This window comes from Pedococcus sp. P2_A3 (assembly GCF_056405035.1).
The window spans coordinates 83,816-107,725 of sequence record NZ_JBFUCW010000001.1 but is presented as its reverse complement, the minus strand read 5'-3'; the positions used below and the strand labels follow the sequence as shown (position 1 = coordinate 107,725).

The following is a 23,910-nucleotide window of genomic DNA, read 5'->3' as shown; positions in this document are numbered from 1 at the left end:
CCTTTGCTAGCAAAGGTCGCTCGTTGGTGGACACGTTGCAACCTGTCCATCAACGAGTTTCCTTTGCTAGCAAAGGTTCCTGCTCAGGGGCGCAGGGTCAGCGCTGGACGAACACCGCCACGGTCCGGGGCGGCACTGTCGCCGTCCCGGTGGCCGCGTCCCACGTCGAGGTCTTGACGACGGCGTCCGCACCGGCCTGCTGCACCGGCGACAGTGCGAGGCTGGCGCCGGCCAGGCCCGGCACCTTCTGCGTCACTGCCGACGGCGAGGCGTTGAACACCACGACCAGACCGTTGAGCTGCGGGTCGGCGTCGGTGCCCTTGGTGTCGTCGATCCGCATGACGATCACGCCGGGGATGGCGTCCGCCGAGCCGCTGGCCGGGAAGGACACCTTGGCGTTGATCGCCGCGGCGCTGCCGAGCCGGAACAGCCGGCTCGAGAACCGCAACCGCAGCAGGTCCTGCGCCTGCGCCGTCGCACCCTGCACGTCGGCAGCCGCCGGCTTGAGCGCCGGGTTCGCCAGCAGCGGCTTCTGGATCGGCCACTTCGCCCCGTTGTCACCCTTGAGAGGCAACCCGTGGCCGAAGCCGTTGTCGACACCCGTCCAGTCGAGGGTGTTGAACCAGTCGGAGCTGTCATAGCTGTTGCGGTCCAACGACTTCGAGCGGAGCAGGTCCGCGCCCGCGTGCCAGAACGACGGCGTCTGCGCGAGGGCCGTCGTGGCCAGCGACAGCGTGTTCATGCGCACGCGGTCGCTCATCGACGTCGCGACCGGCAGCTTGTAGGTCAGGCTGTCGAAGAGCGTCTCGTTGTCGTGGGCGTCGACGTACGTGACCACCTCGTCGGGCTGGTCGGCGTAGCCGGCCGGCTGGCCGTTGTAGTCCACGTCCTTACCGGTCACGACGGAGCCGTTCTCGTTGAGCCGCAACGAGAACGACCTGAGGTTGCCGGCCAGCCCGAGCTCGACGAGGTCGGTGTCGTGCTTCAACGACGCGACCGGGTCGTAGCCGCTGAACGCCACCCCGTTGCTGTCGGTGGACTCGCCGCTGCCGAAGCCCTGCTTGCGCGGGTCGTCGTCGAACGGCCCACCGCCACGGACGGCGTCACGGAGCCGGTCGGAGAAGGTCCCGATGCCGGTGCCGCCGAGCTGGCCCTGGGTGGCCTGCACGAAGCGCGCGTTGTTCGCGACCTCGCCGAAGTTCCAGCCCTCGCCGTAGAGGTAGACGGACTTGCCGTCCACGCCGTCCTTGGCTGGCGTGAGCTGGTCGAGGGCGGCTCGCACGGCCAGCATGTTGGCCTTGCTGTGGTGACCCATCAGGTCGAACCGGAAGCCGTCGACCTTGTAGTCACGCGCCCACAGCACCACCGCGTCGACCATCGCCTTCTGCGCCATGGCGTGCTCGGTGGCGACGTTCTGGCAGCACGTCGAGGTCTCGACCGCACCGCTGGCGTTGAGGCGCTGGTAGTAGCCGGGCACGACCTTGTCGAGGACGCTGGTCTGCGCCTGGCCTGACGCCGGGGTGTGGTTGAAGACCTGGTCCAACACGACGCGCAGGCCGTCCTGGTGCAGGCCCCCGACCATGGTCCGGAACTCCGCGACCCGCGCTCCCCCGTCGGCCTTGGCGGCCGTCGAGGCGTAGGACCCCTCGGGTGCCATCCAGTGCCACGGGTCGTAGCCCCAGTTGTACGCGTCCTTGGCCCGGATGGCGTCGATGCAGGCCTGCTGCTGGTCGCTGTCCGGGGCGTACGACGTGAGGTCGCAGGCCGGGGTCTGCTGGTTCGCGGGGTCCTCCGGGATCGAGGCGATGTCGAACGTCGGCAGGAGGTGCACCGTGTTGAGCCCCGCGGCGGCGAGCGCCTTGAGGTGCTTGGTGCCGTTGCCGTTCTCGGCGAACGCCAGGTAGGAGCCACGGTTCGCGGCGCTCACGGTCGGGTCGTTGACCGAGAAGTCACGGACGTGCAGCTCGTAGATCGTCGAGTCGACGTCCTTGGCCAGCGCCGGCGCCTTGGCGCTGCGCCAGGCCGAGGGCTGGTATGCCGGGTCCTTCAGGTCCACGGCGACCGACCGGGTCGAGTCGAGGGTCAGCGCGACGGAGTAGGGGTCCGTCACCTGGGTCGTCTCCACCTTGCCTGTCGTCGGGACGTAGACGGTCACCTCGTAGAGGTAGCGCGAGTTGCGCAGCCCTGCCGAGCCKGACCACGAGCCGTCCGAGAACCGCGACAGGTGCGTCCGCGTCGCCGCGCTCACCGGCGCGTCGGCGGGGGATCCCGGCGCCCACGTGAGCAGGTCCACCCGCTGGGCCGTCGGCGCCCAGATCCGGTAGGACGGCGAGCGCCCGGCGAAGATCACGCCGTAGGCGCGCTTGCCGGCGTCCGCGGCATACAGGTCGTCGAGGACGTAGGCGATCTGCACACCGGTGGCGTCGAGGAGCCTGTTGACGGAGTCGAAGACCCCGACAGCGACCTGCCCCTTGAGGATCTCGGGCACCTTCTTCGCGGTCTTGTCGTCCAGGCGCAGGGCGAGGTAACCGGCGAGCTCCGGATGGGCTGCGACCACGGCGGCCGGCAGCCCGCGCGGGTCCCAGGCCAGCGGGGCCGACGAGCCACCCACGATATCCTCGGCGTCGACGGTGAGGCCGCCGGTCGCCGACCACGCCAGCCGCCAGCGGAGCAGTGCGGGGTTGGCGCCGTCCGGGACCATGTCTGCGGGCCACGCGATGAGGTCCTTCCCGACCCAGATCGCGCGCTGCTTGGTCAGGTCGGGGGCGGCCCCGGCCTTGACGGCCTTGGCTGTGGCGACATGCGTGCCGAGCACGTAGGAGATCGAGACGACCATGCCGTTGGCCGGGACGGTGAGGGAGATGTTGCCACCACCGGGGGCACCACCGGCTCCGTAGTTCTCGGCCCAGCTGAGGCCGTGGGCGATCTTGAACTCGTAGGTGCCAGCCGGCACCTGGTCACTCGACCACGTGTAGGTGCCGTCGCCGTCGGGGTCCTGCAGCCACGGGCGCATGCAGTCCGGGCTCCAGTCGGCCGGACAGCCCAGCTCGGACTGGAACGAGCCCGGGGCGGTGATGATCGGCCCCTGGGCGTCCGACGTGACGTAGTGCGTGCCGTGGTCGTAGTAGAAGGTGACCGGGCCCGCGGGAGCGGTGTAGCTGATGTTGCTCCCGCCCTTCACGCCACCCGCTCCGTAGTTCTCGTCCCACGTCTTGTTGATGGCCACCTTGTAGGCGTAGGGAGCCGGCGGCAGCGTGTACGTGCCCTTCCAGATCTGGTCCTTCGGGTCGAGTGCCAGCTGGGCCTGCGGGCAGTCGGGCGACCAGTCGGCGGGGCACCCCATCTCGGAGTTGTGGTCACCGGGGACGCTGGCCGCGTCGGGCTGGGTCACCGGCCCGACTCCACCACCGCCACCCCCGCTCGCCTTCGGGTCGCCCACGATGGCGTAGCTCGAGGACGCCGAGATGTGGCCGACCGAGTCCTTGGCCACGGCGCGGTACTCCACGAGCGTGCCCTTCGGCCACGTCGTTGCGTCACTCAGGTCGTGGAAGACGCGGTACGGCGCGTTGTCGTCGGTGCCGAGCTGCTGCCACGCGGTGGTCCCCACGGGGCGGGCGAGGAAGGAGACCTGCGCGAAGGTGTCGTCCGGGATGCCGGCGCCGATCTCCGCCCGCCCACCGACGACGTCACCGGCACCGGGCGAGGTGAGGTAGACCGCGGGTGCCGACTGCGGCTTGTCCATCGGGCTCGTGGCCCTCCAGACCGACACCGACTGAGCGGGCACGGTGACGGTGAGCCGCCCGTCCTTGGCCGAGCGCACCGACGCCCCGGTCCCGTAGAGGGGTGCGAACGTCTGGTTGTGCCCGTAGGTCGCGAAGCTGGCCGACTTGGCCGTCGTCGCGTTGTTGAGGGCCACGACGTACTCCACGCGCTTGGCCTTGTCGATGCGCGAGAAGGCGAAGACGCCCGCGTTGCTGCTGGCGTAGCGGTGCACCTGGGCACCGTCAGCGAGCGCCGGGTTGGCCGCCCGCAGCGCGGACAGCGTCTTGATGTGCTGGTACAGGGGGGCACTGGTGTTGAAGCGCTCCTTCGCGCCCGAGGTGTCTCCCAGCACCTGCTCGCTCGCGTAGCTGGGGACCTGCGTGGCGAACATGTCCTGGCGTGCGGCTTTGTCGCCGCCGGACCCCATGAAGCCCTGCTCGTCGCCGTAGTAGGTGATCGGCTGCCCCCGGGTGAGGAACATCAGCGAGTCGGCCAGCTTGACGCGGCGCATCAGGTCGGCGTCGTCGGCGCTGGGACCCTTGAGCAGCATGGCGACGCGACCCATGTCGTGGTTGCCGAGGAAGGTCGGCAGCTCATAGGCGTTGGAGTCGGTGTCGGTGTAGTAGTCGTCGTCGGCGTAGAGGTCGCGCAGGTCGGTGCCCGACTTGCCCTGCACCCAGTTGACCGACTGGGCCTGGAACCCGAAGTCGAGCGTCGCCGGCAGCTTGCCGGTGGTCGTGAAGGTGGACATGTACGACGGCCGCGAGTCGTAGACCTCGCCGAACATGAAGAAGTTGGGGTTGCCGTCGGCCTTGGCCCGCTCGAGCATCGCGGGGCTGAACTTCTGCCAGAACTCCATGTTGACGTGCTTGACGGTGTCGATCCGGAAGCCGTCGACGCCGAAGTCCACCCACGCCTTGTAGATGTCCTCCATGCCCTGCTCGACGTTGAGCTTCTCGGTGAACAGGTCGTCGAGGCCGACGAAGTCGCCGTACTCCGAGGACTCGCCGGCGAAGGTCGAGTCACCCCGGTTGTGGTAGTTGGTCCGGTCGTTCAGCCAGGCCGGCACCTTGACCGTCGCGTCGGCGGGCGTGTTGAAGACGGGGTGGTACGGGAACGAGGTGGCCGGGTCCAGCGCCGGGAAGTTCGGCTTCTCGGAATACGCCTTGTCGTCGAAGACGTTCCCGTTGGCGTCCTTGTACGGGGAGGTCGCCTTGTCGATGTAGGTGTACTTGCCCTCGGAGTAGTTGATGACGTCGGCCGTGTGGTTGGTGATGATGTCGAAGAAGACCTTCATGCCCTTGGCGTGCGCCGCCGAGATCAGGGCCGTGAGGTCGGCGTTGGTGCCGAGGTGCGGGTCGACCTGGGTGAAGTCGGTGATCCAGTAGCCGTGGTAGCCGGCGCTGTCGTTCGGCGGGGCACCCTGCACCGGGCGGTTCTTGAACGACGGCGTCAGCCAGATCGCCGTGGTGCCCAGACCCTTGATGTAGTCGAGCTTCTGCTGGATCCCCTTGAGGTCACCACCGTGGTAGTACCCGCTGTTCGTCGGGTCGTAGCCGGTCGTGAACTTGTCGCCGGTCAGGCCGCCCTGGTCGTTGGCGGGGTTGCCGTTGGCGAACCGGTCCGCCATCACGAAGTAGTAGCGCTCCCTGGTGAGCGGCTGGCGGAGGGAGTCACCGGCATACGCCGCGTCGGCCTTGGTGGCCGGTCCCGACAGCTGCACCGGGCGCATGCCGACCTGGTGCGTCACGTCGTCGTAGGAGAACTCGACGGTGGCCGGCCCCTTGAGGACCAGCGGGATGTTGGCGCCGTTGGCCGCCCCACCCGCACCGTAGTTCTCGGTCCAGGCGTGGTTGATGACCACCTTGAACTCGTACGTGCCCGCGGGCACGTCGAAGACCTTGGCGTATGCCGTGGTGTTGCCCACCTGGGTCAGGTCGGTCGACGTGCAGTCGGGGCTCCAGTCGGCCGGGCAGCCGAGCTCGCTCTGCAACGAGCCGGCCAGGGTGGCCGTGCGGACCGCCGGGTCGGCCGCCCCCGCCGGACCGGCGGCCAGCGGCACCCCCACCCCGGCGAGCATGATGGCCGCCCCACTGAGGGCAGCAAGAAGGGTCTTGGTACGCACCATGACAGCACCGTCCTGGTCAACGGGAGATTCGGGGGAACCACCGCAATGTATGCCGGGTCGGGCCGCCGCGCTCGCCGAGACCGACGCTGCGTGACGCCCTACCGACCCCGTGGTTGGCCGAGCCGGGCGGTCATCTGGTCCGCCAGCGGTCGCAACAGTGCGCTCGCCAAGCCTCCCCCCAGGCAGAGCGCCGCAGCCCACATCGCAGCCGACTGCTCGTCCCCAGCCAGAAACCACGACCACACAGCGATCCGCCGCGCGGTGTCAGCGGCCATGAGCGTCGACGCGCCCAGGTACATGCCCGACACGACAACGGCCCTGTCCGGTCCGCACCACACGACGAGCAGGTACACCAGGCCGAAGATCCCTCCCGCGTTGCGCACGGCCACCGCGGCCAGCTCCGGCGCCAAGCCAAGACCGACTGCGAGGGCGGTGCCCATGAGAAGGGCTCCGACACCGATGAAGAGAAGCGATTCCATCAGGCATCGTCGTCGGACGGTCCTTCGCTCGATCTCAGCTGCAGCCGAGTGGGCAATGAGCCCGCCCAACGCTCCCAGAGCTACTCCAACCATGGTGACCGTGCCTGCCCTGAGCTCTGGGCCTCGCACCTGTGGCAGCTGCGCGACCGTGCCCCGAAAAACAGCCGCGAGTGCGACGAGCCCGGCCGCACCAAAGAGCGCGAGGGGTAGGTGTCGGGCCTTGACGAACGCCAGCCATGCAGTCACTCGGCGCCACAGGAGGTCACGAGTTCGTCCAGCCACGCCCCGCGGTCTGCCACTGGCTGGCGCAGGTAGGCGTCCACCCACCTCGAACGCAGATCCGGGCGACTGCTCCTGTGGGGCGAGCCAATGGCCACCCAGTGCAGGAAGGTCACCAGCCATCGCGAGGACTCGACGTCACAATGTCGCACCAGCATCTCCACGTAGGCCTGGTCCATGGCGTCGGCGAGCCGGGCCGCCGGCAAGAGCGACACAGACGCGTCGATGCCGACAAGCTCCGGCCTGGCGATGGGAGGCATGACCGCGAACCCAACGGCGACCTGGGGCAGGTTCCTGCGGTCGGCGTTGAACGCGTCCAAGGCGCGGCTCCACTCGGGCTCTTGTGACGCCTGCGTTGGCCAGAGACAGGCGCTGGCGCCATCGCGTGGGCGTGAACAGGTCAGCTCCTGCGCTGGACGGGGCGTGGCGATGTCTTCTCCCACCACGGGTCCTGCCGACACCAGCGCCAACGCCACCGCAGCTGCCACACCTCCGGACAGCAAACCTATCCGGGCTCTGCGAGGAAGCCTGCCTGCAACAGGTGCCAGCGCCCACGTCGCAGCCGCTGCAACGGCCATCCAGATCGCCCACCTCCCCACAAACGCGCCCAGGACCACGGGAGCCGGCACGAAGCCCGGGTCCCATCGCTGGTCGATGAAGGGCGCCAACTGGAGGACCGTGGCCGAACCCCACTGCCCGACTGCCATGGTGAGCAGGTATGGAAGGGCCGCCATGAAGACGACTGCCCCCCGGCTCGACCACGCGGAGGAGACTGCGAAGCCAACGGCGAACCACACTCCCGGAACCAGGAGGACGAGGAGGACAAGGAGCGGGCTCAGTTCCATCGACGTGTTCACGAAGGCGGTCCTGCCGAGGGCAAAGGCCGACACGACGGCTGTGCCTATCGACAACCAGAGATAGCCGGCCGCCACGGATGGCCACACGGTACCCAGCGATCCCCTCGTCGACAGCTGCGGCATCGTCCCTCGACGGCGCCAGAGGTCGAGGCCGAGACGCGCGCCCCCAACACCCGCGGCAATGCCGTTCAGGGTCGCGACGATGACCGTCAGGTACAGCTCCGTGTCATATCCGCGGCCGAGCCAGCTGGACGTCGCCACCTGCTCGGACCCCACCAGGAGAGACCCGATCGCCACGAACGCCACCGAGGGAAGGCGCGCGACTGAGTTCCGGAACTCGAGTCGCAGCATCACCGGAACGTGCCCGGGAGGAGCGCACCGTGGGCCAGTTCCACCACGCGATCAGGGATGAGCAGAGCGGCATCGCTCTCCTCGTGGGTGACGACCACCACGACCGTGCCGTCCGACCTCAGGTGCGCGAGCTCGGAGGCCAGCATCGTCCGACTCTCCTGGTCGACACCGCTGAACGGCTCGTCGAGCAGCAGCATGCTTGGCCGGTGGACGGTCTCAGCGGCAATCAGGACTCGGCGCTGGAGCCCTCCCGACAGGGAGCCAACGCTTCGCCCCGCGACGTCACTCAGCCCCAACCGGTCGAGGGTTGGTCCCACCGCGCGGTGACTGGCACTCGACGACATCCCCTTGAGCCAACCGCTGTAGGCCACGAGCTCGCTGACCGCGAACGACCCCGGAAGTCGGGTCTCCTGTGCGACGTAACCCATCCGTCCGTTGATGTGTCGAGCATCGCGAGCCAGGTCCATACCCAGAGCCCTCACGGTCCCGGTGGTCGGTGACCACAGTCCCGCGGCAACCTTGAGGAGCGACGATTTTCCAGCGCCGTTCGGCCCGCAGACGCGAGTTACCCCGCGAGCGATGTCCAGGCACTGGAGGCGGAGGATCGGCCTTCGTCGACGGACCACACTGAAGTCGCGCAGGGAGATTGCCGGCTCTTCCGACCCGTGGATGACTTCCGGTCGGTATGTCGATGTAGGCAACCTCAGCTGTTGCCGTTTGCGAGGAAGGAGAAGAATCGCTGCGATCTGCCCGTACCGGCGGGCGTGTAGTCACCGTGGTAGGTCCGAGAACCGGTGGGCGTGGCCTTGGACGGACTGTCGTGTACCGAGCACGGCGTAGCGCCGGAGACGGAGGTGAGGGTCGTGTCCGGAGACAGGGTGTTGTTCTGCCGCCACCGCGCCGTGTAGCCCTCGCAGAGCGAGTTGTTGACGTGGATGCTCGCATTTCTGGCGTTGACCGTGTAGTTCGCAAGGCGGTACTCGGAACCAGCGCTGATCACGGGGCTGAGGGTCCCGTAGTCCTTCTGCCACGCGCCCGCCGTTCCCGGGGCGGCGACCATCGCGGCCACGACGGCGATTGCCATCGCGCCAAGTGCGGTCCTCACGCGTCCCTGCTTCACCATCATGCCGCCTCTCGTCCGGAAGAGCGGGCCCCCTTGGGCCGCTCGTCCACCATGAGGGACGAGTCGGAACGGCATCCATGACGTGGCCGGGAGACGCCCACGACCTCGGCCGTGGTTTCGTGCCGATCAGGGCGGGCTCAGCGGGCGCGGGCCACCCGGCCCTCGTCCCAGACCGGCTCGTCCGACTCGTAGACCCGGCCGTCCGACCCGAACACCAGGAACCGGTCGAAGCCCCGGGCGAACCACCGGTCGTGGGTGACGGCTATGACCGTGCCCTCGAACGCCGCGAGCCCCTCCTCGAGCGCTTCGGCCGAGTGCAGGTCGAGGTTGTCGGTGGGCTCGTCGAGCAGCAGGCAGGTCGCGCCCGACAGCTCGAGGAGCAGGATCTGGAACCGCGCCTGCTGGCCACCGGAGAGCGAGTCGAAGGTCTGCTCGCTGGCCCGCGCCAGGCCGTAGCGGTCGAGCACGCGGGCGGCCTCCTCGCGGGGTCGTCCGGTGCGGCGCTCGTCGCCCCGGTGCAAGATCTCGAGGAGGGTCCGCCCGACGAGGGCCGGCTGCTCGTGGGTCTGGGCGAACCAGCCCGGCCGCACCCGCGACCCCAGCCGGAGCCGACCCGAGTGGTCGACCGACACTGGCTGGAGGTCGCCGACCGGGCGGTGCTCCGCGTCGGGGTCGCTCCCGCCGGCGGCCACGAGGCGCAGGAAGTGCGACTTGCCGGAGCCGTTGCTGCCCAGGACGGCGACCCGCTCGCCGAACCAGATCTCGAGGTCGAACGGTTTCATCAGCCCGGTCAGCTCGAGGCGCTCGGCGATGACGGCGCGCTTGGCCGTCCGACCACCCTTGAGGCGCATGGTGACGTTCTGCCGCAACGGCGTCTCCTGCGGCGGTCCGGCCTCCTCGAACTTGCGCAGCCGGGTCTGGGCGGCGTGGTAGCGCGGGGCCATCCCGTCGTTGTACTTGGCCTTGACCTTGAGCATCTGCACCAGGTCCTTGATCTTCTGGTGCTCCTCGTCCCAGCGCCGGCGCAGCTCCTCGAGGCGGGAGTTCCGGTCCTCGCGGGCCTGGTGGTAGGTCGCGAACCGGCCCGGGTGGACCCAGAGAGTGGACCCCGCGGCACCGGGCTCGAGGGTGGCCACGCGGGTGGCCACCCGGTTGAGCAGCTCGCGGTCGTGGCTGACGAAGAGCACGGTCTTCGGCGAGGCGATCAGCTGCTCCTCGAGCCACCGCTTGGCCGGCACGTCGAGGTAGTTGTCCGGCTCGTCGAGGAGCAGCACCTCCTCGGGGCCGCGCAGGAGCGCCTCGAGGACGATCCGCTTCTGCTCCCCGCCCGAGAGGGTGGTGACCTTGCGCCACTGGGCCTTGTCGAACGGCATACCGAGGGCTGCCACGGTGCAGACGTCCCAGAGCGTCTCGTAGTCGTAGCCGCCCACGTCGCCCCACGCCACGAGGGCGTGGGCGTAGGCCATCTGGTCGGCCTCGCTGTCGCGCTCCATCATCAGCATCTCGGTGCGGTCGATCTCGGCGGCCGCCTCGCGCACCGGCTCCGGTGCCACCGACAGCAGCAGGTCKCGCACGGTCGAGTCGTCGCGCACCGACCCGACGAACTGCCGCATCACCCCGAGGCCACCCGAGCGCGTCACGGCACCCTCGTGGGCCGTGAGGTCACCCGCGATGATCCGGCCCAGCGTGGTCTTGCCCGTGCCGTTGGGACCGATGAGCGCCACCTTGGCCCCCTCACCCACGCGCAGGGAGACCTCGCTCAGCAGGGGCCGGCCGTCCGGCAGCACGAAGCTCACGGTGTTGATGTCGAGGTGTCCCACGGGGTCAAGGGTGCTGCACCCGACCCCCGCGCGTCACCTCAGTTGTCTGGCCAGCCGAGCCCGGACGAAGGGACTAGACAAAGGTAAAGGCTTGTCAAAGTTGGTCGGGAGCACCCCTGTCCGCCCCTGAACATGGACACATCGCCCAGAAAGGACTGCCCGTGCCCCGCCCTGCCTCTCCCCTCCGCCTCATGGCCATGGTCGCCCTCGTGGCGGTCGTCGGTGCGGTGGGCGTGACCGTGGCAGGCCAGGCGATGGCCGCGCCGGATGCCGCGGTGGACCGCGCGGACCGCCCCGCCGCCGCCCGCGCCATGTGGGTCTGGGACACGTCCGACCCGCAGGCGGTCGTCAGCCTCGCGACCGCCCGTGGCATCGGCCAGCTGTATGCCGCCGTGCCCCCGCACGTCGACAGCTCACCGAAGCTCGCTGAGCTCCAGGAGCTGGTGGCCCTGGCCGATGCGGCCGGGTTGCGCGTGGATGCCCTCGGCGGTGACCCGGGGTGGGTGGACAACCCGGCGTGGGTGGTCACCAACTGGCTCCAGCCAGCGCTCGCCAGCGGGCTGTTCACCGGCGTCCACGTCGACATCGAGCCCTACACGACTCCCGCCTGGACGAAGAACCGCAAGGCGGTCGTGAAGAAGTACCTCGCCACCCTCGACGCCCTGCGCACCGCAGCGGCAGGGACGCCCCTCGAGGCCGACATCCCGTTCTGGTTCGACGAGGTCGCGGCCAACGGCTCGACCCTGGACCGCGAGATCATGCGCCGCACCGACGCGGTCACGGTGATGGCCTACCGCAACCGCGCCGACGGACCCGACGGCACGATCGCCCTCGCCTCGGCCGAGGTGGCGGCAGGCGCCCAGCTCGGCCGACGCGTGCGGGTCGGCCAGGAGACGAACTTCCTCGGCACCGACCCCACCGAGGTCAAGCAGACCTTCCACGGCATGACGCTGGCGCAGATGGAGGGCCAGCTCGCCCTGGTCGACGACGCGTTCTCGACCAGCCCCGCCTTCGCCGGCCTGGCCATCCACGACGCCCTCGGCTACCGGTCCATCACGGACTGACGGGCTCCAGGAGCAGACGGCACCACAGGTCCTCGAGCAGCGCGGCATACCGGTTCGCCGACCAGCCACGCGAGTGCAGCAGGAGCCAGTACTCGGGCGAGTTGGTGGACCAGATGACGTCGGCCACCTCGCGGTCCGTGAGGTCAGCGCGCAGGTCGCCCGACGCCCGCAGGTCCGCGGCCATGAGCAGCATGTTCGCGGCCCGGCGGTCCATCACCATGGACCAGGCCGTCGCCGACGCGGGGTCCGTCTCCCCCGCCCTGCGCAGCGCCTCGAGCAGCGGTGCGGTGCGCGGCACGAGGGTCCGTAGGGCCGCGGCATAGACAGCGAGCTTCTCGCGGCCGGTCGCGGCGGCCTGGACGGCGCGCACGTAGTCGCGCTCGTGGGCGGGCACCGGCTCGTTCGAGGAGCCGAGGACCATGTCGACCACCGCGACCGCCAGCTGCGGCTTGCGCCCCACGCTCGCGTAGACGGTGTCCACGGAGACGCCGGCCGCGGCGGCGACCATCGCCACCGTCGTGCCGTCGTAGCCGTGCTCGGTCAACAGCTCCTTGGCCGCGCGCAGCACGGCAAGCCGTGTGCGGTGGGCCTGCTCGGCGCGCACGGTCGACCGGTAGGTGCGGGTCTTGACGGTCCTGGACATCGGGCCTACCTTAGCAATATTCGCCCGAAGATGGTTCTGGTGAAATTGCAGGAGGGTTCACATGAGCGAGCTCGGGACGACCACCGCCAGCACCTCCACCCCGGGGCCCGCGACCGGCGTGGTCCACCGCCCTGCGGGCACGGGACGCGGCACCTGGGCCATGGGCTCGTTGTTCGAGCACCTGCTGAGCGCCGAGGAGTCCGGTGGCCGCCTGGGCGTGGCCGTGGTGACTCAGCCACCGGGCATCGCCACCCCGCTGCACCGGCACACTCGCGAGGCCGAGGCCTTCTACCTCCTCGACGGCACGATGACCTACCGCGCGGGCGAGGAGGTCTTCCACCTCGGCGCGGGCGACTTCATCTGGCTGCCGGCGATGCTCCCGCACGCCTTCCGGGTCACCGGCGACCGCCCCGTGCGGTTCCTCGGGCTGTCCGATCCCGGCCACCTGCTCGACCTCTACGACGAGGTCGGGCTGCCGGCGACCGAGCACCGGCTGCCCGGAGCCGACGGCCGCACGATGCCAGAGGAGATCGCGCGGTGGAACGTCGTGGGTCCGCGGTACGGGCTCGAGGTCGTCGGACCCCCGCTGCCCGAGGGCTCCTAGGTCGGGTCCGCCCCCGCGGCTGGCGGACCGTCGTCGGCGAGCACGCGCACGGCTCTCGACTCGCTCGCCCGGGCCGCCAGGCCTGCGTCGTCGGGATAGCTCACCTCCTCGAGCGACAGCCCGTGCGGCGGCATGACGGTGACGCCGGTGTCACGGACGGCCGCTCGCATCACCTGCTCCGGCCAGTCGACCGCCCTGCGTCCCTCACCGACCGGCACCACGGCTCCCACGAGCGAACGCACCATCGAGTGGCAGAACGCATCGGCCACCACGGTCGCCTCGAGCGTGCCGTCCGCGGCCCGGCACCACGAGTAGTCGAGGAGGGTGCGCACCGTGGTCGCCCCGTCCCGCTTCTTGCAGAACGCCCCGAAGTCGTGCAGGCCCAGCAGCCCGCGCGCCGCGGCGTGCATGGCCCCGACATCCAGCTCCCGCTTGGTGAGGACCGTGTCGCGGCGTCGCAGCGGGTCGGCCGTCTCGGGTCGGTCACAGAGTCGGTAGAGGTAGCGGCGTCGGAGAGCCGAGAACCGCGCGTCGAAGCCGGCCGGCGCCAAGCGCACCGCCCGCACGCCGATGTCGGCCGGGAGTATGCCGCGCAGCCGTGCCAGCGCCGCCGCCTCGGCAGTGCGCTCCGACCGCCCGCGTAGGGCTGCCCACGCAGCGGGGTCCACGTCGAGGTGCGCCACCTGGCCGCGCGCGTGCACGCCGGCGTCGGTGCGTCCGGCCACGGTGAGGCGCACCGGCTGCTCCGAGCGCAGCAGTGTGGTGAGCGCCGCCGACAGCTCCCCCTCGACGGTGCGCAGTCCCGGTTGGGCGGCCCATCCGGAGAAGTCCGTGCCGTCGTAGCCGAGGTCGAGCCGCACCCGCAGGGGCGCGGTCGGCTCCACGCCCTGCTCGTCGTCCATCCACCCAGCCTAGCCACGCGCCACGCTCCGGCAGCCGGGGCCGCCGGTCTGCCAGAGTGTGCTGGTGATGATCGCCACCACCGGGACGGCTGCCGCTGCAGGGCTGGCCCGACACCGCGCCGCCGTCGCGGCCGCGTTCGCCGTCCAGGGCCTGCTCTTCATCTCGCTGACCACCCGGCTGCCGCGGTTCCAGGACCGGTGGGACCTGTCGGAGCTGTTCGTCTCCGGGCTGCTGCTCATGGTCATCCTGTTGGCCGGCGCCGGGTCGGCCCTGGCCGAGACGGCCGCGACCCGCCGGGGCAGCGCGACGACGTTGCGCGTCGGGTTCGTCCTCCAGGCCGTCGGACTCGCGGCAGTCGCCGGGGCGCCCCTGCGGGCGGTCTTCGTCGGCGGCCTGGCCGTCTACGGCCTCGGCCTGGGCGTCGTGGACGCGGCCTCCAACATGCAGGCCGTGGCGGTGGAGCACCGCTACGGCCGCACCATCCTCCCGTCGTTCCACGGCGCCTGGACAGCCGGAGGGATCGTCGCGACCGTCGTCACGATCGCGGTGACGCGGGCTGGCCTGCTCGCCGGCCTGCTGCCACTGTGCGTCGTCGCCCTCCTGCTGTTGGCGGCCCCGCTGCTCCCCGCGAGCGCCGATTCACCGGTGGCGACGACTGCTCCCGGGCTGGACGTGCCCTGGCGCAAGATCCTCCTGCTGGGGGCGGCGATGGTGCTCTTCTACATGGTGGACACCGCCGCGACCACCTGGGGGCCGGTCTTCCTCAAGTCGGTGCACGAGGCACCCGACTGGCTGTTGCCGCTCGCGACGCTGCCCTACCTCGTGGCAAGCCTGGCCACGCGACTGGCGGGCGATGCCGCGGTCGCTCGGCTGGGTGCGGTGCCCCTGCTGCGCGGTGGCGCGGTGGTGGCGTGCGCGGCCCTGGCCGTCATCGTGTTCTCCCCGTCGTGGTGGGTCGCGGTCCTCGGCTTCACGGTCTTGGGCGGCTCGGTCGCCGTGATCGCCCCGCTGTCCTTCTCCGCCGCCGCGGTGGTCGCCGGGGGCGGGCTCGACCCCGAGGCCCGGCGGGCCAGGGTCGATGCGGTGATCGCCCGGTTCAACCAGTTCAACTACGTCGGGGGTCTGCTGGGGGCAGTGCTCACCGGGGTGGTCGGGTCCCAGTCGCTGCGCCCGGGTTTCGCCGTCCCGATGGTGCTCATCCTGGCGATCCTCCCGCTGGCCGGCGCCTTCCGCACGGAGCCGGCCCGGCGGCATACCTGACCCGTACCGGCCACGCCCGGTCCGTCCCCCTCGCCCGCACTTGTTGCCGACAGATCGGCACCAGACGCCCGGATCGACCGCCCCGTGACCACCAGGTCGCACCAGGTCGCCAGGGCCGACAACGCATCGGGCCGCCCACCCCCGAAAGGGTGAGCGGCCCGATGTGCCGTGTGGTGTGCCTGGGTCAGGCGCCGGCCTTCGTGAAGCCAGCGGCCTCGGCGTCGGCGGCGGACTTGAACCAGAACTCGGCCACCGTCTGGTCGTACCACTGGCCATCGGCCTCGTGGTACTTGCCCGAGTCGGCGTTGCCCTTGACGGTGTACTCCGCGTCGGGGGACGAACCGTCCTCGTTCGCAGCGACGGCACCGGCCGGGACCTCCGTGGCAGCAGCCTCGGTGGTCTCGGTGGTCTCGGGCGCCTCGGTGGTCTCCTCGGCGTCGGCCTTGGCCTCGTCCTCGGCGGCCTTGGTCTCAGCCGCGGCCTCCTTGGCCTCGGCCTGCTTGGCGGAGCGCTTGGTGGCGGCCTCCGCCTCCTTGACAGTCGCCTTCTTGGCCAGCGGCTCGCGGACGAGCTCGATCACGGCCATGGGGGCGTTGTCACCCTTGCGGGCGCCGATCTTGGTGATGCGGGTGTAGCCGCCGGGACGCTCGGCCATGTCGGGCGCGATCTCGGTGAAGAGACGGTGCACGACGCCCTTGTCGGAGATGACCGACAGGACGCGACGACGGGCGTGCAGGTCACCGCGCTTGGCGAACGTCACGAGACGCTCGGCCAGCGGGCGCAGGCGCTTGGCCTTGGCCTCGGTGGTGGTGATCGAGTCGTGCTCGAACAGCGAGCTGGCCAGGTTGGCCAGGATCAGGCGCTCGTGAGCCGGACCGCCGCCGAGACGGGGACCCTTGGTGGGGGTAGGCATGGTTCAGGTTCTCCTTGGTGTGTGACCCTCCGGCACCGCGGACGGTGCCGAGTGGTCAGCGGCGGTTGGTCAGAGCTGCTCGTCTTCGGCCAGGGCGCGGCCGTCGTCAGCGAAGTCGTCGTCGTAGTCGCCGTAGTTGTCGGCGATCGCGGACGGGTCGAACCCGGGCGGGCTGTCCTTGAGGGCCAGACCCATGCCGACGAGCTTGGCCTTGACCTCGTCGATCGACTTCGCACCGAAGTTGCGGATGTCGAGCAGGTCGGCCTCGCTGCGCCCGACGAGCTCACCCACGGTGTGGATGCCCTCGCGCTTCAGGCAGTTGTAGGACCGCACGGTGAGGTCGAGGTCCTCGATCGGCAGCGCCAGGTCGGCGGCCAGGGCGGCGTCGGTCGGCGACGGGCCCATGTCGATGCCCTCGGCCTCGACGTTGAGCTCGCGGGCCAGGCCGAACAGCTCCACCAGGGTCTTGCCGGCGGAGGCCATCGCGTCACGCGGGGCCATCGAGTTCTTGGTCTCGACGTCGACGATGAGCTTGTCGAAGTCGGTGCGCTGCTCGACTCGGGTGGCCTCGACCTTGTAGGTCACGGCCAGCACCGGCGAGTAGATGGAGTCGACCGGGATGCGGCCGATCTCCTGGTCACCGGACTTGTTCTGGTTGGCCGAGACGTAGCCGCGACCGCGCTCGACGGTCAGCTCCATCTCGATCTTGCCCTTGCCGTTGAGCGTGGCGATGTGCAGGTCGGGGTTGTGCACCTCGACACCGGCCGGCGGCGCGATGTCCGCGGCGGTGACGGCGCCCGCGCCCTGCTTGCGCAGGTACATGACGACCGGCTCGTCGTGCTCCGAGGAGACGACCAGGCCCTTGATGTTGAGGATGATCTCGGTGACGTCCTCCTTGACCCCGGGGATCGTGGAGAACTCGTGCAGCACGCCGTCGATGCGGATGCTGGTCACGGCTGCGCCGGGGATGCTCGAGAGGAGCGTGCGGCGCATGGAGTTGCCGAGCGTGTAGCCGAAGCCGGGCTCGAGGGGCTCGATGACGAAGCGGCTGCGGTTGTCCGCAACGACCTCTTCGCTGAGTGAGGGGCGCTGTGCAATGAGCACGGGTATTTCCTTTCTCGTCGGCGACCGCTATATGACGCCGATGATGTGCCGGTCCGACCGGCTGTCCACGCCACCTCTGTCTGCGGCGCGGACCACAACAACACCAACAACACTGCTCCGGTATGCCGCGCGCACGAACCGCGCTCGCGGCATACCGGAGGTCGTTGTCAGTTCTTCGAGTAGAGCTCGACGATCAGCTGCTCCGTGAGGATCGTGTCGATCTGCGCACGCTCCGGGAGCTGGTGGATCATGATCTGCAGCGTGCCCGGGACGACCTGGAGCCAGGCCGGGGTGGGGCGCTCGCCGAAGGTCTGGCGAGCCAGCTCGATCGGGAAGGTCTTCTCGGACTGCTTCCGCACGGTGATGATGTCGTACTGCTCGACGCGGTAGGACGGGACGTCCACGCGCACGCCGTTGACCTCGAAGTGGCCGTGCGTGACGAGCTGGCGAGCCGCACGACGGGTGCGGGCCAGGCCGGCGCGGTAGACCACGTTGTCCAGGCGGGACTCGAGGATCTGCAGCAGGGTCTCACCGGTCTTGCCAGAGCGGCGCGAGGCCTCCTGGTAGTAGCCGCGGAACTGCTTCTCCATGACGCCGTAGGTGAAGCGAGCCTTCTGCTTCTCCTGCAGCTGGGTGAGGTACTCCTTCTCCTGCATCCGGCGACGGCCGTGCTGGCCGGGCGGGAAGGGACGGAGCTCGAAGTTCTTGTCGCCGCCGACGAGGTCGACCTTGAGGCGACGCGACTTCTTGGTGATGGGGCCGGTGTAACGAGCCATGAGTTTTCTCTATCTCCCTGTTCTGTACCGACGGCTCAGACGCGGCGGCGCTTGGGCGGACGGACGCCGTTGTGCGGCGAGGGGGTGACGTCGCTGATCGCGCCGACCTCGAGGCCGGTGGCGGTCAGGGAGCGGATGGCGGTCTCACGGCCGGAGCCGGGGCCCTTGACGAAGACGTCGACCTTGCGCATGCCGTGCTCCATCGCGCGACGGGCGGCAGCCTCGGCGGCCATCTGAGCGGCGAACGGGGTGGACTTGCGCGAGCCCTTGAAGCCGACCTGGCCGGCGGAGGCCCACGAGATCACGGCACCGGTGGGGTCCGTGATCGAGATGATGGTGTTGTTGAACGTGCTCTTGATGTGAGCGTGCCCGTGGGCGACGTTCTTCTTCTCCTTGCGGCGCACCTTCTTGGCGCCAGCGGTACGAGCCTTGGGAGGCATTACTTACCAACCTTCTTCTTGCCGGCGACGGTGCGCTTCGGGCCCTTGCGGGTGCGCGCGTTGGTCTTGGTGCGCTGGCCGCGCACGGGCAGGCCACGGCGGTGGCGCAGGCCCTCGTAGGAACCGATCTCGACCTTGCGGCGGATGTCGGCGGCGATCTCGCGGCGGAGGTCACCCTCGATCTTGACGTTCGACTCGAGGTAGTCGCGGAGCTGGACCAGCTCGGCGTCGGTCAGGTCGCGGACGCGCGTGTTCGGGTTGACACCCGTCGCGGCCAGGGCCTGCTGGGAGCGGGTACGACCCACTCCGAAGATGTAGGTGAGAGCGATCTCGACGCGCTTCTCGCGCGGGAGATCCACACCAACAAGACGTGCCATCTTGTGTGTTTCCTTTGTTTCACCGGAGGTCTGGAGCAGTACCGTTCCGGGCTGGTTCCCGAAGCTTTCCTCGGGGCACCGGTCCCCGGCCTCCGGGCCGGGGGTGACGTCCTGGGCTGCGTCGACGACGCTGCTCTCAGGGGCCGGGTACTGCGGTCGATTCACTTGTCTGCGCTTCTCGAAGAGATGCGAGTCGTGCTGGCGAGCCCCGTCTCCGGGACTCAGGTGGAGCTGGTCAGCCCTGGCGCTGCTTGTGGCGCAGGTTCTCGCAGATCACCATGACCCGGCCGTGACGGCGGATCACCTTGCACTTGTCGCAGATCTTCTTGACGCTCGGCTGGACCTTCATAGCCTCTGCTTCAGTCGATCTGGCACTGTCGATCCGGGCGGACCGGCAGGTCTAACGGGTACTGCTCAGCGGTAGCGGAAGACGATCCGGCCACGGGTCAGGTCGTACGGGCTGAGCTCCACCACCACGCGGTCCTCCGGGAGGATCCGGATGTAGTGCTGACGCATCTTGCCCGAGATGTGAGCGAGAACCTTGTGACCGTTCGTGAGCTCGACCCGGAACATTGCGTTCGGGAGAGCCTCGACGATCGTGCCCTCGATCTCGATGACACCGTCCTTCTTGGCCATATCCTCCACAATCTGTCGTCGTGCTTGATGTTGTCGTGCTTGTCGTCGTGCACCCCTGAACGGAGCACACACGAATACGGCACGCGAGGTCGCGCACCGACAGACCAGTCTACGCCAGGACTGCCTGAGCACGAAATCGTGCTCAGACCTCCGGCTCCCGGGTCAGGCCAGGGGGGCGTATGCCGCGCCCGCGGCTTCCAGCCGCTCCCGGCCACCGTCGAGGGCGGTCAGCACCCACAGCCCGGCGTCGGTGACGGCCACCGTGTTCTCCCAGTGGGCCGCTCGCGACTGGTCGTTGGTCACGACCGTCCAGTCGTCCTCGAGGACGGTGGTCTCGGCCGTGCCGAGGGTCACCATCGGCTCGATCGCCACGGTGACGCCCGAGCGGACGATGGGTCCCCGGTCGCGCACGCGGTAGTTCGGCACCTGCGGGTCCATGTGCATCTCGGTGCCGATGCCGTGGCCGACGTAGTCCTCGATGATCCCGTAGTCGTGGCCGTCGCGCTCCCCCGAGGCGACGATGCTGTCCTCGACCCCGGCGCCCACGGCATACAACGGCTCCCCCACGCTGAGCGCGGCGATGCCGGCCCACATGGAGTCCTCGGTGGCGTCGATCAGGGCGAGGTCCTCGGGGCGCCCCGCGGCGCGGCCACCCACGATGACGGAGATGGCGGCGTCGCCGTGCCAGCCGTCGACGATCGCTCCGCAGTCGATCGAGATGAGGTCGCCCTCGKCCAGCACCCGCGAGCCGGGGATGCCGTGCACGACCTCGTCGTTCACCGACGTGCAGAGCGACCCGGTGAACCCGTGGTAACCGAGGAAGGACGGCGTCGCCCCGCAACCGCGGATGTGCTCCTCGGCCAGCTCGTCGAGCTGCTTCGTGGTCATGCCCGGACGCACCGTCTGGGCCATCAGCTGGAGGGTCTGACCGACCACCAGACCAGCCTTGCGCATGCGCAGGATCTGGTCGGGGGTCTTGGTCTCGATACGGGACCTGCCGAACATCAGGATCGAGCAACCCCTTCGAGGGCTTCGGAGATGCGGGTGAAGACGTCGTCGACCGACCCCATGCCGTCGACCTGCACGAGCAGGCCCCGCGTGGAGTAGACCTCGGTCAGCGGCGCCGTCTCACGACGGTAGATCGCCTGGCGCTCGCGGATGACCTCTTCGGTGTCGTCGGCGCGCCCCTCGATCTCGGCCCGCTTGAGCAGCCGCTGGACGACGGCCTCGTCGTCGACGGTCAGCTCGAGCACCGCTTCGAGCTCGTGCCCGTGCTCGGCCAGAATCGCGTCGAGCGTCTCGACCTGGGCGGCGGTGCGCGGGAAGCCGTCGAGCAGGAAGCCCTGCTCCGCGTCGTCCTCGAACAGCCGGTCGCGCACGATGGCGTTGGTGATGTCGTCGGTGACGTAGCCACCGGACGCGAGCACCTCCTTGACCTGCAGGCCGAGGGGGGTCTCGTTCTTGATGTTGGCGCGGAAGATGTCGCCGGTGGAGATTGCGGGGATGCCGAACTTCTCGGCGATCTTGGCCGCCTGCGTGCCCTTGCCGGCACCGGGTGGCCCCAGGATGATCAGACGCATTACCGAAGGAACCCTTCGTAGTGCCGCTGCTGCAGCTGCGACTCGATCTGCTTCACCGTCTCGAGGCCGACGCCGACGATGATCAGGATGGAGGTACCACCGAACGGGAAGTTCTGGTTGGCGCCGACGAGCTTCAGTGCGATGAGCGGGATCAGCGAGACGAGGCCGAGGTAGATGGCCCCTGGAACGGTGATGCGGGTGAGCACGTAGTCGAGGTACTCGGCCGTGGGTCGCCCGGCGCGGATACCTGGGATGAAGCCGCCGTAGCGCTTCATGTTGTCGGCCACCTCCACCGGGTTGAACGTGATCGACACGTAGAAGAACGTGAAGAACAGGATCAACGCGATGTACATGGCCATGTAGATCGGGTGGTCTCCGCGCACGAGGTGCGAGTCGATCCACGTCACCCAGCCGGCTTGGTCACCGGTGGTCGACCTGTTGAACTGTGCCAGCAAAGTGGGCAGGGCGAGCAGCGAGGAGGCGAAGATCACGGGGATGACGCCGGCCATGTTGACCTTCAGCGGGATGTAGGTCGACGTGCCGCCGTACATCTGGCGGCCGACCTGGCGCTTGGCGTACTGCACCGGGATGCGGCGCTGGCTCTGCTCGACGAAGACGACCAGGGCGATGATGAGGAAGCCGAGCAGGATGACGCCGATGAAGACGTCCCAGCGGCCGTCCTGCTGCTGGATCGCCCAGAGCGAGCTCGGGAACGAGCTGGCGATCGAGGTAAAGATCAGCAGCGACATGCCGTTGCCGATGCCCTTGTCGGTCACGAGCTCACCGAGCCACATGACGACGCCGGTGCCCGCGGTCATGGTGAGCACCATGATGACCAGGGTCGGGATCGACTCGTCGGGCAGGATGCTCGTGCAGTTCGGGCCGAAGAGCGCCGACGGGTTCTGGGCGAACGTGATGAGGGTGGAGGACTGCAGGATCGCCAGGCCGATGGTGAGGTACCGGGTGTACTGCGTCATCTTCGTCTGGCCCTGCTGGCCCTCCTTCTTGAGGGCCTCGAACCGCGGGATCACCACGGTGAGGAGCTGCACGATGATGCTGGCCGTGATGTACGGCATGATCCCGAGCGCGAAGATGGACAGCTGCAGGAGCGCGCCGCCACTGAAGAGGTTGGCCAGGCCCAGCACACCGTTCGTCGCGTCGGCGCCCTTGATGCAGGCCTGCACGGCCGTGTAGCTCACGCCGGGGACGGGCACGTGGGAGCCCATCCGGAAGATGATCACGATCGCGAGGGTGAACAACAGCTTCCTGCGCAGGTCCGGCGTCTTGAACGCACGGGTGAAGGCGGTGAGCACAGGTCCTCCTGGTGACGCGGGCCGGTCGGGCCCACGATGATGACGGTCAGGCAATCCTACGAAGGCTACCCCGAGACTTTGCCCGGGACACCAAACGGGGTATGCCGCGTGCTCACCTTGAGCGGTGAGCCCGCGGCATACCCTGTCGTTCTGGCTTGGTCAGGCGGAGGTGACCGAGCCGCCGGCGGCCTCGATCTTCTCCTTGGCGCTCGCCGAGAACTTGTCGACGGTCACGTTGACCTTGACGGTGATCTCGCCGGTGCCGAGCACCTTGACCGGGGAGTTGTCGCGGACCGCGCCCTTGGCCACCAAGTCGGCGATGGTCACATCGCCACCCTCGGGGAACAGGGCGGACAGCTTGTCCAGGTTGACGACCTGGTACTCCACGCGGAACGGGTTCTTGAAGCCACGCAGCTTCGGGAGACGCATGTGGAGCGGCATGGCGCCACCCTCGAAGCGCTCCGGCACCTGGTAGCGGGCCTTGGTGCCCTTGGTGCCACGACCGGCGGTCTTGCCCTTGGAGCCCTCACCGCGACCCACGCGGGTCTTGGCGGTCTTGGCACCCGGGGCGGGACGCAGGTGGTGCACCTTGAGGGCCGTGCCCTCAGGAGCGGCAGCGGCCTTGGCGGCCTTCTTCTCTGCCATGGTCAGTCAACCTCCTCGACAGCGACCAAGTGGGTCACCGTCTTGACCATCCCGCGGATCTCGGGACGGTCCTCCTTGACGACGACGTCGCCAATGCGCTTCAGACCGAGGCTGCGCAGCGTGTCACGCTGGTTCTGCTTGCCGCCGATCTCGGAACGGGTCTGGGTCACCTTGAGACGCATCAGGCACCTGCCTTCGCAGCTTCGCGACCGGCAGCCTGGGCGCGCAGCATGGCGGCCGGGGCGACCTGGTCGACCGGGAGGCCGCGGCGGGCAGCCACTTCCTCCGGACGCTCGAGACCCCGGAGGGCCGCGACGGTCGCGTGGACGACGTTGATGGCGTTGTCCGAGCCGAGCGACTTGCTCAGCACGTCGTGGATGCCGGCGCACTCGAGCACCGCACGCACCGGGCCACCGGCGATGACACCGGTACCGGGGGCGGCGGGACGGAGCATGACGACACCCGCAGCGGCCTCACCCTGCACGGGGTGCGGGATGGTGCCCTGGATGCGCGGGACCTTGAAGAACTCCTTCTTGGCCTCCTCGACACCCTTGGCGATCGCCGCGGGAACTTCCTTGGCCTTGCCGTAGCCGACGCCGACGGTACCGTCGCCGTCGCCCACGACCACGAGGGCGGTGAAGCTGAAGCGACGACCACCCTTGACGACCTTGGACACGCGGTTGATGGTCACGACGCGCTCGACGTAGGCGCTCTTCTCGGCCTGGTCGCGGCCACCGTCACGACGGTTGTCACGGCCACCACGGCGGTCGCCGCGCTCGCCACGAGCGTTGTCGCCGCCAGCAGCGGCACCAGTGCCTCGACGCTGGGGTCCGGGCATCAGATGTTCCTCATC

At 69.2% G+C, this 23,910-nt stretch carries 24 protein-coding genes; 3 read left to right on the top strand and 21 right to left on the bottom strand.

The window, feature by feature from the left end; translation table 11 throughout:
* Positions 1 to 97 precede the first annotated feature (97 nt).
* The 6 genes from pulA to AC1DX8_RS00520 form a co-directional block, all read right to left on the bottom strand.
* A complete protein-coding gene (gene pulA / locus AC1DX8_RS00545; protein ID WP_477627946.1) occupies positions 98 to 5,890 on the bottom strand; it encodes a pullulanase-type alpha-1,6-glucosidase in 5,793 nt (1,930 codons plus the stop codon).
* A gap of 98 nt (positions 5,891 to 5,988) precedes the next feature.
* The gene (locus tag AC1DX8_RS00540) at positions 5,989 to 6,369 is read right to left on the bottom strand and encodes a hypothetical protein (protein WP_477627945.1); all 381 of its coding nucleotides are present in this window, start codon (positions 6,367 to 6,369) and stop codon (positions 5,989 to 5,991) included.
* Positions 6,370 to 6,611: 242 nt separating this feature from the next.
* Entirely contained in the window at positions 6,612 to 7,856 is a 1,245-nt protein-coding gene (locus tag AC1DX8_RS00535; RefSeq protein ID WP_477627944.1) for a hypothetical protein, read from the bottom strand.
* Entirely contained in the window at positions 7,856 to 8,482 is a 627-nt protein-coding gene (locus AC1DX8_RS00530) for an ATP-binding cassette domain-containing protein (RefSeq protein ID WP_477627943.1), read from the bottom strand. Before AC1DX8_RS00530 ends, AC1DX8_RS00535 begins: the two co-directional genes overlap by 1 nt.
* Positions 8,483 to 8,559: 77 nt before the next feature.
* Positions 8,560 to 8,961, bottom strand: a complete 402-nt coding sequence (locus tag AC1DX8_RS00525) for a hypothetical protein (protein ID WP_477627942.1) — start codon at positions 8,959 to 8,961, stop codon at positions 8,560 to 8,562.
* 155 nt (positions 8,962 to 9,116) lie between these two features.
* A complete protein-coding gene (locus AC1DX8_RS00520) occupies positions 9,117 to 10,799 on the bottom strand; it encodes an ABC-F family ATP-binding cassette domain-containing protein (protein ID WP_477627941.1) in 1,683 nt (560 codons plus the stop codon).
* Between the two features lie 191 nt (positions 10,800 to 10,990).
* Here AC1DX8_RS00520 and AC1DX8_RS00515 point away from each other — a divergent pair, with 191 nt between their 5' ends.
* Complete coding sequence (locus AC1DX8_RS00515; RefSeq protein ID WP_477627940.1) at positions 10,991 to 11,863, top strand: hypothetical protein; 873 nt, start codon at positions 10,991 to 10,993, stop codon at positions 11,861 to 11,863.
* On the opposite strand, the gene AC1DX8_RS00510 is transcribed toward AC1DX8_RS00515, so the two are convergent.
* Complete coding sequence (locus AC1DX8_RS00510) at positions 11,853 to 12,506, bottom strand: TetR/AcrR family transcriptional regulator (RefSeq protein WP_477627939.1); 654 nt, start codon at positions 12,504 to 12,506, stop codon at positions 11,853 to 11,855. The genes AC1DX8_RS00515 and AC1DX8_RS00510 overlap by 11 nt on opposite strands.
* A gap of 61 nt (positions 12,507 to 12,567) precedes the next feature.
* On the opposite strand from AC1DX8_RS00510, the gene AC1DX8_RS00505 reads away from it, so the two are divergent.
* Positions 12,568 to 13,110, top strand: a complete 543-nt coding sequence (locus AC1DX8_RS00505) for a cupin domain-containing protein (RefSeq protein ID WP_477627938.1) — start codon at positions 12,568 to 12,570, stop codon at positions 13,108 to 13,110.
* Here the strand turns inward: AC1DX8_RS00505 and truA are convergent.
* Positions 13,107 to 14,012 (bottom strand): tRNA pseudouridine(38-40) synthase TruA, encoded by a 906-nt coding sequence (gene truA, locus AC1DX8_RS00500; RefSeq protein ID WP_477627937.1) that lies wholly within the window; start codon positions 14,010 to 14,012, stop codon positions 13,107 to 13,109. The genes AC1DX8_RS00505 and truA overlap by 4 nt on opposite strands.
* A gap of 67 nt (positions 14,013 to 14,079) precedes the next feature.
* Here truA and AC1DX8_RS00495 point away from each other — a divergent pair, with 67 nt between their 5' ends.
* A complete protein-coding gene (locus AC1DX8_RS00495) occupies positions 14,080 to 15,273 on the top strand; it encodes an MFS transporter (RefSeq protein ID WP_477628220.1) in 1,194 nt (397 codons plus the stop codon).
* Between the two features lie 184 nt (positions 15,274 to 15,457).
* On the opposite strand, the gene rplQ is transcribed toward AC1DX8_RS00495, so the two are convergent.
* The 13 genes from rplQ to rpsE all read right to left on the bottom strand — a co-directional run bounded on the left by rplQ (position 15,458) and on the right by rpsE (position 23,895).
* Positions 15,458 to 16,186, bottom strand: coding sequence for a 50S ribosomal protein L17, sunset domain variant (gene rplQ, locus AC1DX8_RS00490; RefSeq protein ID WP_477627936.1), 729 nt, complete (start codon positions 16,184 to 16,186; stop codon positions 15,458 to 15,460).
* 69 nt (positions 16,187 to 16,255) lie between these two features.
* Positions 16,256 to 17,290: a DNA-directed RNA polymerase subunit alpha gene (locus tag AC1DX8_RS00485; RefSeq protein WP_344130019.1), complete on the bottom strand. Its 1,035-nt coding sequence runs from the start codon at positions 17,288 to 17,290 to the stop codon at positions 16,256 to 16,258.
* Positions 17,291 to 17,457: 167 nt separating this feature from the next.
* Complete coding sequence (gene rpsD, locus AC1DX8_RS00480; protein ID WP_477627935.1) at positions 17,458 to 18,066, bottom strand: 30S ribosomal protein S4; 609 nt, start codon at positions 18,064 to 18,066, stop codon at positions 17,458 to 17,460.
* A 35-nt stretch (positions 18,067 to 18,101) separates the two neighbouring features.
* On the bottom strand, positions 18,102 to 18,506 hold the full coding sequence (rpsK, locus tag AC1DX8_RS00475) for a 30S ribosomal protein S11 (protein ID WP_056883316.1): 405 nt from the start codon (positions 18,504 to 18,506) through the stop codon (positions 18,102 to 18,104).
* Positions 18,506 to 18,883 carry a 30S ribosomal protein S13 gene (rpsM, locus tag AC1DX8_RS00470; RefSeq protein WP_477627934.1) on the bottom strand — a complete coding sequence of 126 codons (378 nt, stop codon included), beginning with the start codon at positions 18,881 to 18,883 and terminating at the stop codon, positions 18,506 to 18,508. The genes rpsK and rpsM overlap by 1 nt, the downstream gene beginning before the upstream one ends.
* A gap of 235 nt (positions 18,884 to 19,118) precedes the next feature.
* Positions 19,119 to 19,232 carry a 50S ribosomal protein L36 gene (gene rpmJ, locus AC1DX8_RS00465; RefSeq protein ID WP_010148647.1) on the bottom strand — a complete coding sequence of 38 codons (114 nt, stop codon included), beginning with the start codon at positions 19,230 to 19,232 and terminating at the stop codon, positions 19,119 to 19,121.
* 65 nt (positions 19,233 to 19,297) lie between these two features.
* Entirely contained in the window at positions 19,298 to 19,519 is a 222-nt protein-coding gene (gene infA / locus AC1DX8_RS00460) for a translation initiation factor IF-1 (RefSeq protein WP_006946284.1), read from the bottom strand.
* A gap of 162 nt (positions 19,520 to 19,681) precedes the next feature.
* The gene (map, locus tag AC1DX8_RS00455; protein WP_477627933.1) at positions 19,682 to 20,524 is read right to left on the bottom strand and encodes a type I methionyl aminopeptidase; all 843 of its coding nucleotides are present in this window, start codon (positions 20,522 to 20,524) and stop codon (positions 19,682 to 19,684) included.
* Positions 20,524 to 21,099 (bottom strand): adenylate kinase, encoded by a 576-nt coding sequence (locus AC1DX8_RS00450; RefSeq protein WP_477627932.1) that lies wholly within the window; start codon positions 21,097 to 21,099, stop codon positions 20,524 to 20,526. The genes map and AC1DX8_RS00450 overlap by 1 nt, the downstream gene beginning before the upstream one ends.
* The gene (secY, locus tag AC1DX8_RS00445) at positions 21,099 to 22,412 is read right to left on the bottom strand and encodes a preprotein translocase subunit SecY (RefSeq protein WP_477627931.1); all 1,314 of its coding nucleotides are present in this window, start codon (positions 22,410 to 22,412) and stop codon (positions 21,099 to 21,101) included. Before secY ends, AC1DX8_RS00450 begins: the two co-directional genes overlap by 1 nt.
* Before the next feature lie 159 nt (positions 22,413 to 22,571).
* On the bottom strand, positions 22,572 to 23,057 hold the full coding sequence (gene rplO, locus AC1DX8_RS00440; RefSeq protein ID WP_477627930.1) for a 50S ribosomal protein L15: 486 nt from the start codon (positions 23,055 to 23,057) through the stop codon (positions 22,572 to 22,574).
* 2 nt (positions 23,058 to 23,059) lie between these two features.
* Positions 23,060 to 23,242, bottom strand: a complete 183-nt coding sequence (rpmD, locus tag AC1DX8_RS00435; RefSeq protein WP_056924254.1) for a 50S ribosomal protein L30 — start codon at positions 23,240 to 23,242, stop codon at positions 23,060 to 23,062.
* Complete coding sequence (gene rpsE / locus AC1DX8_RS00430) at positions 23,239 to 23,895, bottom strand: 30S ribosomal protein S5 (protein WP_344129996.1); 657 nt, start codon at positions 23,893 to 23,895, stop codon at positions 23,239 to 23,241. The genes rpmD and rpsE overlap by 4 nt, the downstream gene beginning before the upstream one ends.
* Positions 23,896 to 23,910: the final 15 nt, after the last annotated feature.

Bases quoted from the DNA above. Each gene is read 5' to 3' on its own strand.
- infA (WP_006946284.1), bottom strand. From the start codon at position 19,519: ATGGCCAAGAAGGACGGTGTCATCGAGATCGAGGGCACGATCGTCGAG.
- AC1DX8_RS00450 (WP_477627932.1), bottom strand. From the start codon at position 21,099: ATGCGTCTGATCATCCTGGGGCCACCCGGTGCCGGCAAGGGCACGCAG.
- rplO (WP_477627930.1), bottom strand. From the start codon at position 23,057: ATGGCAGAGAAGAAGGCCGCCAAGGCCGCTGCCGCTCCTGAGGGCACG.
- rpsK (WP_056883316.1), bottom strand. From the start codon at position 18,506: ATGCCTCCCAAGGCTCGTACCGCTGGCGCCAAGAAGGTGCGCCGCAAG.
- rpsE (WP_344129996.1), bottom strand. From the start codon at position 23,895: ATGCCCGGACCCCAGCGTCGAGGCACTGGTGCCGCTGCTGGCGGCGAC.
- AC1DX8_RS00505 (WP_477627938.1), top strand. From the start codon at position 12,568: ATGAGCGAGCTCGGGACGACCACCGCCAGCACCTCCACCCCGGGGCCC.
- truA (WP_477627937.1), bottom strand. From the start codon at position 14,012: ATGGACGACGAGCAGGGCGTGGAGCCGACCGCGCCCCTGCGGGTGCGG.
- AC1DX8_RS00540 (WP_477627945.1), bottom strand. From the start codon at position 6,369: ATGGAATCGCTTCTCTTCATCGGTGTCGGAGCCCTTCTCATGGGCACC.
- rpsM (WP_477627934.1), bottom strand. From the start codon at position 18,883: ATGGCACGTCTTGTTGGTGTGGATCTCCCGCGCGAGAAGCGCGTCGAG.
- rplQ (WP_477627936.1), bottom strand. From the start codon at position 16,186: ATGCCTACCCCCACCAAGGGTCCCCGTCTCGGCGGCGGTCCGGCTCAC.
- AC1DX8_RS00510 (WP_477627939.1), bottom strand. From the start codon at position 12,506: ATGTCCAGGACCGTCAAGACCCGCACCTACCGGTCGACCGTGCGCGCC.
- AC1DX8_RS00535 (WP_477627944.1), bottom strand. From the start codon at position 7,856: ATGCTGCGACTCGAGTTCCGGAACTCAGTCGCGCGCCTTCCCTCGGTG.
- AC1DX8_RS00495 (WP_477628220.1), top strand. From the start codon at position 14,080: ATGATCGCCACCACCGGGACGGCTGCCGCTGCAGGGCTGGCCCGACAC.
- rpsD (WP_477627935.1), bottom strand. From the start codon at position 18,066: ATGGCTCGTTACACCGGCCCCATCACCAAGAAGTCGCGTCGCCTCAAG.
- rpmJ (WP_010148647.1), bottom strand. From the start codon at position 19,232: ATGAAGGTCCAGCCGAGCGTCAAGAAGATCTGCGACAAGTGCAAGGTG.
- AC1DX8_RS00515 (WP_477627940.1), top strand. From the start codon at position 10,991: ATGGCCATGGTCGCCCTCGTGGCGGTCGTCGGTGCGGTGGGCGTGACC.